The 18,451-nt window shown below is 36.0% G+C and carries 2 protein-coding genes; both read right to left on the bottom strand.

Features of this window, described 5'->3' with window-relative positions; genetic code table 11:
• Nucleotides 1-26: 26 nt before the first annotated feature.
• On the bottom strand, nt 27-15,059 hold the full coding sequence (locus tag EGX95_RS01295) for a beta strand repeat-containing protein (RefSeq protein ID WP_001123145.1): 15,033 nt from the start codon (nt 15,057-15,059) through the stop codon (nt 27-29).
• A gap of 477 nt (nt 15,060-15,536) precedes the next feature.
• Complete coding sequence (locus EGX95_RS01285; RefSeq protein WP_000589748.1) at nt 15,537-16,067, bottom strand: cysteine hydrolase family protein; 531 nt, start codon at nt 16,065-16,067, stop codon at nt 15,537-15,539.
• Nucleotides 16,068-18,451 lie beyond the last annotated feature (2,384 nt).

Here is an 18,451-nt window from a genome sequence, read left to right as displayed (position 1 = left end):
TTACAAGCTTTTTATTTTTTATTTAATTACTGCCACCAAATCCAAGCCCAAAGGTAATTTCTTATATTTCGAGGAGTAATGCGAATGAAGCGTTCACCGTCAAAGAAGCAATTTAAATTTGGAAGTGTTTCATCTGGATTTTCTGGAACAAAGGTGACGATGTTCTCGTTACTTGTAACGGTTACTGTAATTGGTGGATCGGTAGGCGAGACTTGAAGTTGTAACGAAATATTGGCCGTATTTTTAAACTCATTATTAACAGGTGGACTTATTACTTGTACTGTGAATAACACGATAATTGTTTCGTTTGGCTCTAAATTAGTGGCAACTAGGAAACCGATATTCGGATTCGCTAGTGGAGAGCGTTCACCGTTAATAAAGACAGTGCCGTTTATAAATTGTAAACCTGCTGGAATAGTATCTTGTAACGAAATATTTGAGAGTGAAATTTTGGAAGTATTTGTAATGCGTACCGTGTAATCAAAATATTGATTTAAATAAGCTGAGCTGACGGAAGCATTTTTCGTGACTGTTGTAGTTATAAATTGAACTGGTATACGAACAATATTTGAATTAACAATGAAAGTAATAATTGGATCCTGTGGTGTCAATTGAAAAGCAGCGGTAACTGTTGCAGAATTTATAATTGTACTGTTTGAAGGAATAGAAGTTACGAGGACTTGAAATGTTATAGTTGCTACTGTACCTGCAGATAAAGAACCAATATTAATACCAGTGTCTGGACGAACATTTGGAACCGAAGTACCGTTAATAGTTACGCTGTTTTCTATAAATGTTGTACCAGCTGGAATTGTGTCTATAACAGAAGTACTAATTGTCGGAATTGTGGAATCATTAAATACCTCTAATGTGAATGTAATAACATCTCCTATAACGACGATAGATTTGTCTGCTGTTTTCTCAATGTTAATTATTGGCTCGATTAATGTTGTTGTAACGGTATTTGTTTGCTTTGTAATTGTAATAGGTGGTTCATCTGGATCAATGATAACGGTATAGGAAACAGTAGCATCGTTATTAATTGTAGGTTGAAGAGTAGAAGAAGATATTGTCACTTGGAACGTAATAATGACAGAGTCATTATGAGCAAGATTTCCTAACGTAATACCATTTTCCGGATTCTCATTAGGCTGATTGATTCCGTTAATCGTAACACTACCAGCAACAAAAGTCGTATCTATTGGTATGGTGTCTATAACAAGAAGGTCTTCAATCGTTACATTACCGCTATTCATAATCGTAATTGTATACGTTAAAGTTTGAGCAGGTAAGGCATTCGTTACATCAACAGATTTTATGGCAATGACATTATCATTTTGGACAGTAGTTGTGACGGTATTTGTTGTAGTCGTATTTGTAACGGGTACGTTATTTGGGTTGACTATATAGTTAAAAGTAGTAATTGCGTTGTTGTTTAGTTCATTTGGTGTTGGAATAGTAGTCACAGTTACTTGGAATGAAACGATAGCATCTCCATCTACAATTATAGTACCAATTGGTATGCCGCTTACTGGATTCACTCCTGGAAGAGTTTCTCCGTTTACAATGACGCTATTTTCTATAAACGTAGTACCTTGAGGAATAATATCTTGAATGATTACATCATTTACTGCAACATTACCGGTTTGATTTAGTGTAATCGTATACGTTAACGCATCACCAACCGTTGCAAATGCAAGGTCAACAGTTTTATTACTATTCAAAGTCGCATGATTAATTGTTGTTACGGCAGCTGATGAAATAATAGTTTCGGTAATAGGCGGCTGGTTTGGTAACGTGTATTGGTATTCAATTGTACTCGTATTAGAGATTGGATTTGTTTGCGGAATTGAAGTAACCCGTACTTGGAATAGAATAGTTGCTGTCGTATTAGGCGGAATGTTATCAAGTTGTATCCCGCTAAGTGGATTATCATTTGGACGAGCGCTTCCATTCACAATAACACTATTCTCTATAAAGCTCGTATTTGCTGGGATGATATCTGTAACGATAATATTTTCCACTTGTATATTCCCATTGTTTGTGATGGAAATAGTGTAAGGGATAATCGTTTGTAGGTCAGCGTATTGGATAGGCGTTGTTTTTGTTGCAATTATATTAGCAGAAATAACTTCAGTGAAGGTAATATTACTAGTTGATATTTGTTCTTCGCTATTAATTGTATAACGAGAAGTGGATTGATTTTGAATACGACCACTAGCTGGAAGCGCTACGACAGTAACAGAAAATGTGACTGGGATAGAAATGTTAGGAGCAATCGTTCCTAACAATATACCGGTACTTGGATTGGCATTAAGCTGCGGAATGTTATTTACTAAAACGCTACCGTCTATAAAGGTTGTTCCACCAGGAATATTGTCTGTAAATACAAGAGCAGTAGCATCCGTATTCCCTGTATTTGTTAAAGTTGTTGTATAAGTTAAAACATCACCAATTGTTACAGAAGTCAAATCAACAGTTTTAAGTGAAACGATATCAGCATCATTAATTTGAACGAAAGTAGTGTTGGAAGTAGTCGATTTTTGAATTGGTGCAAAGTCAGGGTTGAAAATAAAGTCGTAGACGATGTTTGCAGTATTAGGTGTTGGGTTTGCAGCAGGTAAATTCGTAACCGAAACTTGGAATGTTATTGTAGCTACTTGACCTGATGTGATATTCGGGATGGAAAAGCCGATATTCGGATCTGCTGCAGGAAGTACAGTGTTGTTAACTGTTACACTCCCCGAAATAAATACTGTTCCATCTTCTATAATATCAGTAAAAAAGATGGAGTTAGTTGTAGTGGATCCGTTATTTTGAATGAGTACTGTATATTCAATAGTTTCATCAATATTAGCTAATACTGTATTAGCGGATTTTGTAGCGATAAGAATGGCATCAATAAATTGTATATTTGTAGTATTGGAAGATGTCGTTTCTGAAATTGGTGGTAAGCTTTGGTCTGGCTGATACTCATAGTGGATGACGGCGATATTATTCATGTTATTTTGAGAAGGTATCGAGTCTACATTTACTTGGAATGTAACGATAATTGTATTGTTTGGAAGGATAATATTAAGTGAGATTCCGGTACTTGGATTTTCGTTAGGTCTTGGTATGCCATCTACAAGAATGCTATCTGGAACGAATGTGGTGCCAGCAGCGATTGCGTCAATTAGGAGAGTATTTGTAATAGGTACTGTACCAGCATTTGTAACTGCGATGGTATATGTGATAATTTGACCGATGCGTGTAATGGATCTGTTAGCAGATTTAATTGCACTAACATTTGCTGTACGGACTTCCGTGTTTACTGTATTTGATAATGATCTACGCTGAATAATTGGAGAACTAGGGTCAATTTGGTATTCATATGAAGTGTCTGAGATGTTAATGACTGTATTGTCTTCAGGTATATTTGTAAGTTGTACTTGGAATGAAATAGTGACTGTTTCATCTGGTTGTATCGTGCCGAGAGTTACTCCATTTTCAGGATTCGTACCAGGCTGAATGACATTATTTATTGATAAGCTATCTTCAATGAATATTGTCCCTTCTGGAATGTTGTCAATGAACACCGTATTGTTAGCTGGAACCGTTCCGATATTTTGTAGTGTATTTGTGTAGGTAATAAATTGCCCGATGGAGACGAAAGTTACATCTGCGCTTTTAACGGAAATAATATTCGCATTTTGAAGTGATGTTGTAACAATGTTAGAATTTGCAGAGCGATTCACTGGTGGAGCTGTAGGAATACTTATATATTGGTAAGTTACTGAAGATTGATTTACAATTTCGGTTTCAGTAGGTGGATTATTTGTTTGTACTTGAAATAGTATTGTTTTGGAACTGTTTGGTGGAATCTTTCCAATTGGTATTCCGTTTTCGGGATTTGCATCAGGCTGAAGTACACCGTTAATTGTGACACTGTCGAGAACGAATGTAGTCCCAACTGGAATCGAATCTGTAAAAATAATATTTATTGCGTCAACATTGCCGCTATTTTTCACTTCAGAAATATAAAGTATAGTTCCGCCAATATCTACAGTTATTGGATTGGACGTTTTTGTAATTGTTAATTGTGCTTGCACGAAATTTGTAATGACAATATTACTTGTAGATGTTTCAGTAATAGGCGGTTGCCCTGGATCTGGTTGAATTGTATATGTTGTATTAGATTGATTTGTAATCGATTGTTGCGAGAATGGATCGTTAATAAGAACTTGGAAAGCAATAAGGTGAGTAGCGTTTGCTGCTAGGTTAGGCAAAGTAACACCTACATTTGGATTGGCACCAAGTATAGTTGTTCCGTTAAGTGTAAAACTATTGTCTACGAATGTAGTCCCTTCTGGAAGCGTATCTGAAAATATGAGATTCGTAGCTGGAATATTTCCGGTATTTTCTAGCGTTATCGTATAGGTCAAAATATCACCTGTTGTTGCTTGTTGTGCATTGACTGCTTTTAAAGAAAGAACATTCGCATCCGAAATTTGTGTGAAAGCTGGATTAGACGTAATTGTTCGAGAGATGATAGGAGCAGTTGGATCAGCGATAAAAGTATAGTCAATACGAGCTATATTAGAAATTGGATTCACGCTTGGAATGGATTGAACGATAACTTGGAATGTGACGGTGACGATTTCCGAAGGTGCAATGGAGTTTAATGAGATCCCTACGTTTGGATCAGTACCTGGAGCTGAAACACCATTAATGGTCACACTATCCGGAATAAATGCAGTTCCCTCTGGGACCAAATCTGTTAAAGTAACTGTATTTGCAGTTGTATTCCCGTTATTTTGAACGACTACAGTGTAAGTGATTGTACCGTCAGTAGACTGTACGAGGGAATCTGTATTTTTAATTACAGATAGTGATGCATCAACGACAGCTGTATTAACCGTATTAGATGAAGATGTTGCTGTAACTGGAGGTTGACTTGGATCGACAATATATGTGTAACTTGTAAGTGCTTGATTTATAATTGCTCCTTGTGGCGGAATAGAGTTTGCAAGAAATTGGAACGTAATTGTAGCAGAATCACCTGGTGCGATAATGCCAACTGGAATACCGAGAGTTGGACTTGCATCTGGAAGTGAAATTCCGTTAAGCGTAACACTATTGGGAACAAATAATGCCCCTTCAGGAACACCGTTAATGAGTAATACCGAGTTTGCAGGGAAGTTTCCAGTGTTTGTTAATGTTGCTGTATACGTAATTATATCTCCGATAGATACAATTGTTCGATTTGCTTCTAAAACCGTTGTAACAGTAGCATTATTAATTTGTGTAGAAGCACTATTAGAAGTAATTGTGCCTGTAACAGGAGGAGAAGTCGGATCAACAAGAAATTCGTATTGAACGGATGCAACGTTTGTAATTGGGTTTGAAGGCGGAGTAGATGTAACTATGACTTGGAAAGTAACGGTTAAGGAACTGTTCGTACTAACGGTTCCGATATTAACTCCGTTATTTGGATTTGCACCTGGAATGGTACTTCCATTTACGGCAAAACTATTTTCAATAAAGGTCGTTCCAGCTGGAATGAGGTCTGAGAAATTTACATTCGTAGCGTTTGTACTGCCGCTATTTTGTATTAAAACTGTATAAGTGATCGTGTCTCCAATATTCGCAAAGGCTGTACTAGCAGTTTTTACAGCTGAAAGTATTGCTGAATGAATAGAAGTAACGAAGACGTTCGTTTCCACATTGCCAGGCTGAGCCTGTAATGCATTGCCTACGTTATATTGGAAGTTAACAAATGCTAAGTTTTGGAGTTCAGGTGTGAATGTTGATGGATTGCTTACGATTTGAACTTGGAATATGATTGTTACAGTTTGATTTGGAATGATCGTATTTATGCCAATACCGCTGGTAATAGAAGTGGATGGTAATGGAGTGCCATCAACAATAACGGATCCGGCAACAAATTGTGTCCACGATGGTATCGGGTCTGAGAAAATAACGTTATTGGCAGGGATATTTCCAGTATTCGTAATTGTAGTTGTATACGTAATTGTATCACCAATCGTTGCAAAAGCTTTATCACCGATTTTAGTAGTAGTTAAAATAGCACTTTCAATTGTTGTGATAACACTATTTGAAGTAATGTTTTTTGAAACAGGAGGATTATCTGGATTAACGATATGCTGAAAGCTAACGCTAGCTTGATTCGTAATTGGATTAATAGCCGGGATTTCATTTGAAGTAATATGAAATTCTACAATGGCAGATTCGTTTGGCGCGATATCACCAATTGGGACACCTGTAATGGTGTTTGCATTTTCGATAATAGTTCCATTAAGTGTAAAACTATTTGGTTCAAAGGAAGTTCCGTCTGGAATAACGTCGGTAAAAATAACATTCGTTGCATTAACATTTCCGCTATTTGTAATTGTAACGGAGTAGATGATATCTTGCCCAATATCTACTGTTGACACATTTGAATTTTTTTGTGCAGTAAGAATAGCACTATTAATTTGTGTTGTCGTTGTATTAGATTGATTGGAAGTTGTAATAGGTGACTGGTCTGGATCAACAATATAACGATAAGTGGTAAGAGCTGAATTAGAAATAGGGTTGTTGATTGGTAGGGTTGTAACGGTAGCTTGGAATGTGATAATTGCTGCAGTACCACCGTTAATTGAACCGATATTTACACCAGTAGATAAATCAGCATTTGGAATGGTTTGCCCATTAACTGTGAAACTGTTTGGAACAAAAGTTAAATTGCTATCAAGCGTATCGATAACGGTAACATCAGTTGCAGTCACATTCCCTGTATTCGGGAGGTTAAGTGTAAATGTTATTGTATTACCAACATCCGCAAAAGTAAGATCTGTTGTTTTTGTACTTATAATATTCGCGTTGTTTATTTGAAGAAGCGTAGTGTTGGAAGTAGCCGCACTTAATACTGGAGGATTAACAGGATCAACAGTAAACTCATATGTTGTTGATGCTGTATTTGGTGCTGGATTAATAGGGGGAATGCTGTTCACTGTAACTTGAAAGACGATACTATATATTTCATTAGGCGGAAGTGTTGCAAGTAATACACCTGTATTTGGATTCGCGTCAGGTTGTAAAACACCATCGACAGTTAATGTGTTAGGAACAAATGTGACTCCATTTGGTAATACATCTGTGAATACAATATTAGTTGCATCTGTATTTCCTATATTCGAAATAGAAGTAGTGTAAAAAGCAGTTTGCCCGATATCTGCAAAGGATACACTTTCATTTTTCGTCATGGATAATAGTGCTTCTTTAATTTGCGTTGAAACAGGATTGCTAATTGAAGTTTCTGCATCAGGCGGTGAGACTAATTGGTACGATGTTGATGAGAAATTTACAATGGGGTTTTCAGTTGGTAATGACGTTACAGTAACTTGGAACGAAATTGTTACTGTAGTCCCAGCTGTTATAGTTCCGATATTTACACCGTTCACTGGATTTGCACCACTTTGAAGAATTCCATTAATAGAAAATGTGTCTGCAATAAATGCTGTTCCGCTCGGTACGGTATCTGTGAATATAACATTTTGCGCAGATGAGTTTCCATTGTTTGTTAAAGCGACAGTATAAGTGAGTGTGTCTCCAATACGACTAAAGGATTTATCGACTTGTTTTAATGAAAGAATGGTAGCTGTATTAATCGTAGTGAACACTGTGTTTGAAGTAACGGTCCTTGAAACAATAGGGGCATTAGGATCAGCGATAAATGTGTAAGAAGCAGTAGCGGAATTGGCAATAGGATTTTGGGCTGGTGTAGAAGTAGCGGTAACTTGAAATGCTATAGATATTGAGCTGTTAGGAGCAATTAATCCAATTGTAATACCTGTATTAGGGTTGAGCCCGATTTGTGTGATGCCATCTATTGTAACGCTATCAGTTATAAACGTCGTACCATCTGGTATGAGGTCAGTGAAAGTAATATTCGTAGCGTTTGTATTACCGCTATTCGTTAAAATTGTCGTATAGGTAATGGTATCACCTAGTGTTACAAGTGTTTGATCTACAGATTTCACCATCGTTATCATAGCATCTAGTACCGGGTTTGTAACGATATTTGTTGAAATAGAAGTTGTAATAGGAGTTCCGTTTGGATCGACAGTATAAGAATATAAAATTGTGTCATTACCCATAATCGAATTTGAAGGGGGAACAGAAATAACATTTACTTGGAAAGTAACAGTTACTGTTTCACCCGGTGCGATATTTGGTATAGTTACTCCCAGTGCTGGTTGTGCACCAGACTGCTGAACGCCATTTATCGTGAATGAATTTGGTATAAAGGTAATGCTAGCTGGAATAGCGCTTGTGAAAGTAATATTCGTAGCGGCTGTATTTCCTGTATTTGTAATAGTAGTTGTATACGTAATCGTATCTCCAACTGAAACGATAGATTTATCAGCACTTTTTTGGGTTGTTAAAATTGCACTATTAATAGTTGTCGAAACAGCATTAGATACATTCATTTGTGATACGGAAGGTTGGCTAGGGTCGACCACATGTGAAAATTGTACAGAACTAGAATTAGAAATTGGATTTATACTTGGAATATTTGTAACAAGTACGTTGAGAGTAATCACAGCCGTTCCGTTTGGATTTATATTTCCAATCTGAATCCCGTTAGCTGGATTTCCGATCTGCTGTGTACCAGAATCGTTTGTAAGAGTGCCAGATATGAATGTCGTTCCGTCAGGTAAAATATCTGTGAAAATTATATTTTGTGAAGTAACATTTCCAGGGTTACTTAATGTAATCGTATAAGAAATTGTATCGCCAATTGTTGCGAAAGTTTTATCTACAGATTTAACAAGTGTAATTTCTCCGGAATTTATTTGTGTCGAAACCGGATTGGATGTCGTACTTCTTGAAACGAGTGGTAAATTAGGTCCTGTCATAAATTGATAATCAATAGAAGCGCCATTTACAACTGGTGAGTTTGGCCCCCCAGGTCCAATTGTGAAAATTGGATTTGGAATGCTAACTACTTGCACGCGGAAGGTAATGTTTGTAAAATCTCCTGCAATAATATCCCCAATTGGTACCCCATTCGCTGGATTTACCCCAGGTAATAAAACCCCGCCTACTCGAACGCTATCCGCTATAAACACTGTATTATTTGGAATCGGATCTGTAAAAATGATATTCGTAGCAGTTGTGTTTCCTATATTCTCCAATAAAACAGTATACGTTAAAAATGAATTTCCAGGTGCTACGTCAGAAAATAGTCGATCCACACTTTTCGTTGCTTGAATAATCGCTTCGTTAATTTGAACTAAAGTTGGATTACTTGTAGCTGTTTCTGTCACCGGCGGCTGGGTAGGATCAACAATGATCGAGTATGTCGTGCTAGACTGGTTCAAAGTTGGATTTGTAACTGGTATTGAGCCAACGATAGCTTGAAAGCTAATTGTTGTCGTTCCTCCAACTGGAATTGAGTCTAAAGAAATCCCGCTATCTGGTCTAAATCCAAGTTGTGGGATGGTATTAATTTGTACGCTATCAGGAACGAATGAAAGTTCAGGTGGTAATATATCGATAAAAACAGGTGTGTTTGCGGTAGTATTTCCGCTATTGGTGAGGGTAGTTGTATACGTAATTGTATCTCCAACAGCAGCAAATGCACTGCTTGCAGTTTTTGTTGCGATAACGGAAGCAGTATTTACTTGTGTAAAAGTTTTATTAGATTGAACTGTTCGTGAAACTGGCGGTTCATTTATACCTACAATAAAGCTATATTGAAGCGATGATTGGTTTGGGATTGGATTCGGATTTGGGAGTGATGTAATGTTTACTTGAAAACTGAGTGTAGCAGATGCATTTGAATTCAAGTTGCCAATATTGATACCATTTTGTGGATTTGCATTAGGAATAGTTGTTCCATTTACCGTAAAACTGTTTGGAATAAATGATGTACCATTTGGAATTACATCTGTAAAAATAACATTGTTTGCGGTAGTATTACCGGAATTAGTAATGATAGCAGTGAAAGTCAGTGTATCTCCAATAGTAGCAAATCTTGAATTGACAGTTTTATTTATAGAAAGAGTTGCATCAATAATTGGCGTAACCGTCGTATTCGTAACTGTACTACCAACAGCGGGTGATTGGTTTGGATTTACGGTATATTCATAATTTACAAGAGCATTATTTGTTAATGTGCCACTAGGTGGTATCGCTAAAATTTGTGCTTGAAAAGTAATGAATACAGTATCTCCTGGGGGAATATCTGCTAAGTGAATACCAAGTGATGGATCTAACCCTGGCTGCGGAATATTATCGATAGTTACAGAGTTTGGCACAAATGAGGCGCCTGCACCGAGTCCATCTGTTAAAACTGTAGCGCTAGCAGGGATATTCCCTGTGTTCGTAACTGCAATCGTATAAGTAACGATATCCCCAATTGCAGCTGTCGGTGTATTCACTGACTTCGTAGCGACGATTGTAGCGTTATTAATTTGAGTTGTTATTACGTTACTTAACGCATTGGCGGACGCTGGAGGTAAGTTAGGATCTATGACATATTGGTACGCTGTATTGCTTTGGTTCGGGATTGGATTTGGACTAGGAATGGAATTTACTATTACTTGAAATGAGATTGTTGCACTTGTATTAGGGTTTATTGGATCAATTGCAATTCCACTTGCTGGGTTTGTATTAGGAAGTGTATTGCCATTTACTGTTACACTATTAGGAATAAATGATGTTCCGTTTGGAATTACATCTGTAAAAATTACATTTGATGCAAGTGTGTTCCCGTTATTCGTTAAAGTAGTTGTATACGTAATAATATCATTTACGTTAGCAAAGTGTTTATCTGCCGATTTTACAGCGGCAATCGTAGCGTTATTAATAGTTGTCTGTACGGTGTTAGAGGCCACCATCTGCGTTACAACTGATTTGGATGCGTCGTATGTGTATTGGAATGTAGTGCTCGATTGATTCGTAATCGGATTTGGACTAGGAATAGTTGGTACAGAAACTTGGAATGCAACAGTACGTGATGAATTCGCTCCTATCGTCCCAATTAAAATGCCATTAGCAGGGTTTGCATTTGCTATAGGGACACCGTTAATCGTTACAGTATTAGGAAGGAAGATGGTACCAGCTGGAATGATATCTGTAAACGTTACGTTAGAAGCAGGGATATTGCCGTTATTTGTTAAAATTGTTGCATACGTTATGACAGCGCCAACATCAGCGAAATTTGTACTTGTTAGTTTTGTGGCAACAATATTAGCAGTATTAATTTGCGTCGTTACTATATTGCTAGTAGCGTTTCTGACAACGGCAGGTAAACTTGGATCTGCGATAAAGCTATATTGAAGTGCAGCGCTATTTTGAACTGGATTTGGTGAAGGTAAACTATTTGCACTTATTTGAAAAACAATCGTTGTAAAACCACCTGAAGGAATGGAGCCGACTTGAAGACCGGTACTAGGGTCTGCACCTTGTTGTAAAGTACCACCTATAAAAATACTATTTGGTACGATAGTGGAGCCATTAGGGATTATATCGGTAACAATAACATTATTTGCTGTAGTATTGCCAAGATTAGCTAAAGAAATTGTATATGTGATTGGTTGCCCGACATCGGCGATAGTTAAATCTACTTCTTTGACAATCACTACATTTGCTAAATTAATTTGTGTACTTACAGTGTTACTTACAGATGTTTCTATAGTTGGTGGATCGCCCGGATTTAGAATAAAGCTATACTGTGTACTAGATGAATTTAATGTTGGATTTTGTGTTGGTAAAGAGGTGACGGTTACTTGATAAGAGACAGTAAGTGAGCCATTAGCAGCAATGGAAGGTAGTGGAACACCTATATTTGGATCTGCGTTATTTTGAAGTACACCATTAATAAGAAAAGTATTTGGAATAAAGGTAGTACCGTCTGGATTCGTATCTACGAAAGTAGGGCTATCAGCAGAAACACTTCCTGCATTCGTCAAAGTAACAGTATAAGTTAATATATCCCCTACGGTAGCGAACGCTCGATCCACTGTTTTGGCTGAAATGACATTTGCATCGTTTACTTGAGTAAATGTAGTGGTTGAAGTAGTGTTCTTACTTACAGGTGAAGTGTTTGGATCAACGATAAAGTTATAGGAGATGGAAGCGCTATTTGAAATAGGGTTTGGATTTGGAATGCTAGTGATTACTACTTGGAATGAAGCTGTAATTGTAGTATTAGCATTGATGCTACCAATATTGATGCTAGCTGGTGTAACGCCTGGCTGAGTAACACTGTTAACTATAACGCTGTTTGGGACAAAAGCGGTTCCATTCGCAATTGAATCAGATAGTAATACATTGTTCGCTGCAACATTTCCATCGTTAGTAAGAGCAAAGGTGTAAGTTAATACATCACCAACTTCCGCAAACGTTTTATCTACAGATTTATTAGCATGGAGATTTGCTAGTCTAATTGTTGATGTAACAGAATTAGAATTTGCTGTTTTTGAAGTCGGTGGCAAACTTGGATTTACAGTATATAGATAAGAAGCGAAGGCGTTATTAATGATAGGATTTTGGGTCGTAATATTGATGACTGTTACTTGAAAGGATAAGGTGAAAGTAGCTCCTCCTGGTATTGTACCAATAGGTACGAAAACGAGTGAATCTACATTTTGTAAAACACCGTTGAGTGTTACCGAACCTGGTGTTAATATCGTTCCATTTGGAAGTGAATCTGTTAGCTGTACGTTAGTTGCAGCTGTATTTCCACTGTTTGTAATAAGGATTGTATAACTTATCGTTTCGCCAATTGTGGCAAATTGTTTGTTAGTTGATTTTGTTAATGTTACATTCGCATTATTAATTTGAGTGGAAACGAGATTAGAAGAAATGTTTTTTGTAACTGGTGATTGGCTAGGGTTGACGGTATATTGATAAGAAGCGCTTGATCCATTAAATACGACGTTTGACGCGGGTATTGTATTTACTACTACTTGAAATGAAACATTTTTTGTTGTACCAGTTGGGATGGATCCAATGTTCACACCGTTAGCGGGATTTGCGCCCACTTGTGTCGTGCCATCAATTGTTACACTGTTTACAACAAAAGTTGTTCCAGTAGGAATGACATCTGTAAAAATAACATTGTTTGCATTCGTATTACCTGTACCTGTAAAGGAAACGGTGTACGTTAGTATATCACCAATATCTGCAAAATTTTTATCTACTGCTTTCGTCATTGTTACAGTAGCATTATTCACTTGAGTGGAGACAATATTCGTCGTATCAGTCCCGCTTACTGCCGGTTGATTTGGCACAGGAATGTATTGATAAGTTGTTGTACCACTATTTAATATGGGATTTGTTTGCGGGATAGAAGGAACGAATACTTGAAATGAAACCGTAGTCGTAGAATTAGCAGCAATAGATCCAATTGATATACCAGTAGCGGGATTTGCGCCAGCTTGGGTAACTCCGTTCACAGTTACGCTCCCTGGAATGAAAGTAGTCCCGCTAGGAATCGGGTCCGTATATATAACATTTGTTGCAGCGATATTTCCTATATTAGCTAAGGCAATACTGTAAGTTAGCGTTTCACCAATATCGGTAAAAAGTTTATTAACTGATTTTGTGCCATTAATATCTGCGAGGTTAACTTGTGTTCCAGCAGAGTTGCTTGTTGCAAGACCGTTAAAGGTCGTTCCACCGGCGATTGGTGTATATTGAAATGTAATATTAGCAGTGTTAGAAATCGGATTTGGATTTGGCAGAGAAACGACAGTCGCTTGGAAAGTTACTGTACGAGAAGCACCATTATTGATTGTTCCAAGAGATATACCAGCGGCAGGATTTGCATTTGTTTGTGGTATGTTATCTACCATTACAGTGCCAGGTATAAAGGAAGTCCCATTAGGGAGAATGTCTGTCAAAATAACGTTATTGGCGGGAAGAAGTCCGGTATTAGGGATAGTAACTGTATAAGTGAGAATGTCTCCAATTGTAGCTACACTTTTATTCACGCTTTTCGTTGCTTGTATATTAGGTGAGTTTATATTAATTTGTAAACCGACTGTATTTAACATGTATGCATCTCCGTTAGTTGTTAAACGGATTGCGGCAGATACTTGAGAATTTGTTAAATAGGGAGAAATATCAATGGAAGTAATGTCCCAGCCTTGTCTTCCTGCAGAGATGTTTGTACCTGAAGAAGCACTTTGATTTCGCGTTCCAAATGTCCCTGTTGTATCTAAGTTTCCTGCAGCATTATTAATTTGGGAACCGAAGAAATTATTTATGGCATTATTTGGTCCGGATAAAGCGTTTAATGAACTGAAATTTGGTCCGAATAGAGCCTGATCCCCAATTAAATCAGCATCCCCTTCGGTAGAACTCAAAAATAATCGTCCGCTTACAGGTCCTCCGGAAGGTGTTAAAAATCCTGAAACAGCTACATCTGCACTACCGGTATCAGCAGAAACACGGTTACCCGCTACATAAATGGTTAAGTTTCTTGCTGGCAATGTCCCATTTTGATAAGCGACAATGAGCGTCCATCCAGAAGAATTGATAGCCCCATTAGAAGCATCTAAAGGATCAACAAGTCCAGGGACAGAGCCAGTTGTATAAGAGCCAGATCCAGCAGCTTGAACGAGAGATGTTACATCTGCAGAACGTGTATAGAATCCAAATGTGACAGATCCAGAAACGAAAGTTTGATTTGAAGCTGTAACAGCCGAAGGGGTAATTGGGTATGTTGAAACAGGTGTAGTAAAAGAAACAGGGTTTCCTAAAACACTCGTAATGTTTTGATCACGAGATAAATAGTTTCCACCCCAAACGAGTTCTGCGTAAAGAATCGTACTACCAGCAGGGATATTTAATACAGCGGTAGAACTATTTTGTGTATAGTTTAACGTTGTACCAGCAGGAAAAGTAGGTACTTGTAAAGCGGTATTCGTAGTTACGAATGCACCAATTGCCCCGATTGTACCAGCACGGTTTTGGTTACTAATTTTACTTAAACCTAGTGTGTTCCCTGTAATCGCAAGTGCCCCGTTAGTAGTGGTAGAAAATCGATTCGTAATGGGCATTTTTTCACCTCATTTGCATATAGTTTTGGTCAAAATACGATATGCATATAAACAATCAAAAGGAACATGTATAATTGAACTATAAATTCCTTCCTTAATCATTGGAAGGAATTTAATAGTAACAAGGGCTATTTTTAAATCAGTTAATATTAACATTAAAGGAAACTCCAGGGACACAAACATTGATTTATAAAACTGCATTTGTTCCTCTATTTTGTTTATTTTGACTTTTGGATAGCACCACATGCCCATCAACTTAAGAATTTAGAATTACCCCAAAATGAAAAAAATAAGCTTTTTGTTACTTAATAACGGTGTGTCTGTAGCCCTAAAAGGGGCATTTAATTATTAGAATATAATTATTACATTATCGCATACAGTAAAACATATATTTAATAATAGGAAACAGGATTAATACCTTAGCTAAATTTAAATGATTCGTACTATATCTATCAAGAAAAACCTATTCAAGATTAATTAAAATTCAATTATCTGAGCTTTTTTCAAATCAGCAAACCATTCACCTATTATATCGTTATGATGCTTAATAATTTGGGATGCCGATAATAATGTAGTGTCATATGTACTATGCCCATCTTCAACAAGAGTAACATCATACCCTAAGCTATATGCACGTCGACACGTCGCATCTATACATATTTCAGACTGAACGCCTGTAATCACAATGTGTTCGATGTCCCTTTTATTCAATTCTTGTTGAAGACTTGTTTCATGAAATGAATCAGGGTGGTTTTTTTCAAGAACGATATCTTCAGATAGTGGAGCTACAGATTCATGAATTGCCCATTCCGGATTTCCATGCTCTAATAAAGATCCTGTTTTCCCATTAAACTTCATGTAAAAAATAGGCGCTTGGACAGTACGAGCTTTATGGATTAACAATTGAATGTTTTTTAATAATTCAATTCCTTTATATAGCATTCTTTCTTCTTTAAATGAACCCACTTGTACATCTATAATAAGCAATGCTGCATAGCCTTTTATCATAAACGACCACCTCACATTTTGATTAAAATCATACAAGTAAAATATGTATAAAATAAGTATCCATTTTTAAAGTATCCAAAATGGATAGAGAATATAAATATGTGGAATCATGAATTTTTTTATCTTCAAGCTAGAAATGAATACATTAATAAAGTTTGTATTGCTTAATGTAGCCTAGAGGTGTTTGAATGTAGTGAATTTCGCACGTACAGTGTTAAGTGGCGCAAAAGATGGAGATAACTTCAAAGTCTTACCTATCGCAACGATGGGGATGAAGAATGACCATAAATAGAACCTGTTGTTTATAACAGGTTCTAATCAGAGTTATAGGCTCAATTACAGGAACTACAGATCTACTGGGGGGTAGTGTAATTCCTGATTAAAATTAAGATATGTTAAAAAATTTTAAATATGATTAATCAAATGATAACTAAACAAAATCGTTATTTTAAAGTGACTCAAAAAAGAGCACAGATATAAATGTGCTCTTAGAGAGGTAGGTTAAGTATCCTATTGGCCATTGTTCAAAGTTAATATATGTACGTTTAACTAAAAAGTGAAAAATAAAAACAGGATAGTTAGAAAAAAGCTAACTGTTTCATTGCAACTTGTAAAAAAGAATGTGGGAGGTTCAAAAAAGAAACTATATATAATTATACAAGTAAAACAGAATTGTACAGCATGAAAAGGAGCACTACATAAGTGAGTGCTCATCGATAAGGAGGTAACTTTTTTAGCTAAACACCCTTCTTAAAGAATATGCTGGAAAAGTGGGAAATAAAACTAAAATATAGTAACTAATGATGTTATGAATAACAATTTATAGGGAGAGGTTTAATGTTGTTATTATTTAAATAATAAAGCAGCTAGCTCAATGAACTAACTGCTTTATTGTCCAACAATAACGATACCCACAATACGTTGTAACTTAAAGTTACAACTATAGTATAAACGGAATTAAAAATATTATGTAAAATTAAAAGTGAGCTAAATAAGGAAACTAAAAAGAGCACTAGGTACAAGTGCTCTTTAAAAGAAGACCCTATGAGTTAATAGCTACATATCCGTAATATATGATGACAAACAAGTTAATATAAAAGAGCATTCAGCAGAAAACTAACTGCTCATTCCTAGAAGAAAAGGAAAAACAAAATTAAAGAAGTCACTGTGAATTCAAGCTGCATCAGCCCATCTATAGCATTGGACATAATGAATAGAAACAATAAGGTCATTAAAACTCACTTATAAAAACGTAAAGGAGGCACTGCTTAAATTGTAGTATCTCCTTTTAAAAAAGTTAAGTTCAGCTTTACTTCTGAAATCAAAACAGATAATAAAGTTGTTTATTTCCTTGTGAAACTAAAGCTACCATATAGTTGAATAATATAAATTGTTTTATTCGAATATATAGTTTTAACATTGACTTTCCGTCCTTATCCAATAACGGAGTAAATTCCCCTGCATATCCACTCAACTAAATAAATGATGAATTCCTATTTCTTTATCTACCATTATTACTCGTGAACACATAATTTAGAATTTTATTCGGAAAAACTCAAAAAGGCAGCTAGAAAAAACTAACTGCTCTAGTAAATACTATGAATACAATGTTTATTCGTATTCAAACTTGGATTACCTATATTGTTAACATGCCCTAAAAATTTATTCAATAAAAGAGCAGTTAGCCCAGTCTAACTGCTCGATGCAGAGGTATTGTATGCCGAGTTATTGATTTTATTCAAGGAATAAAGAAATTGTATTTATTTGAAAAATATAGTTGAAGAATTTTATAGAGAAAATGTAGCAAATTCTATATTACAAGAGATACAAGGTGTAGCTCCAATAGAAGACAGAAGTACGAAGACCTAAACAACTTTCTGAACCAAATTTTAGTAAGGCTTCAACTAATTTAACTGCATTTGAAACAAAACTAAATAGTAAAACCTAATTAAATGTGAAATTCAACTAAAATTTAATTCTACATAAGTAACAAAAGATATTCATGAAAATGGATACTTTCTCTTCTAAAAAGTATCTATTTTATGTCCATGTACAAGTGTAGAAAGACATAAAAGTCTAAACTAAAATCTCACAAATAATTGTTGATAAATAGTAATTACCATATAGCAATAGGATTTGTAAATAATAATCAAACCACATACCTAAAATCTCGAAGATTATACTTTAATGAAAAGAATTCGAGGACTTTTTGCAAAGTACGAAAAATTAGAACGTGAACTTAAAGAAGTTAAATATTGCTTGTTGAAAGCAATATTTGTAGCACATAAGATTAATACGTAAAGCAATTATCTTTATATAATCTTGATATGAATTTTACTTTGTCTTTCTATAAATATGATTTTATCTAAATATAAACAAATTAC

The organism is Bacillus sp. FDAARGOS_527 (assembly GCF_003812125.1).
GTDB classification, from domain to species: domain Bacteria; phylum Bacillota; class Bacilli; order Bacillales; family Bacillaceae_G; genus Bacillus_A; species Bacillus_A paranthracis.
Note: the sequence above shows the minus strand (reverse complement) of the source record. Positions and strands in the feature narration are given on the sequence as shown.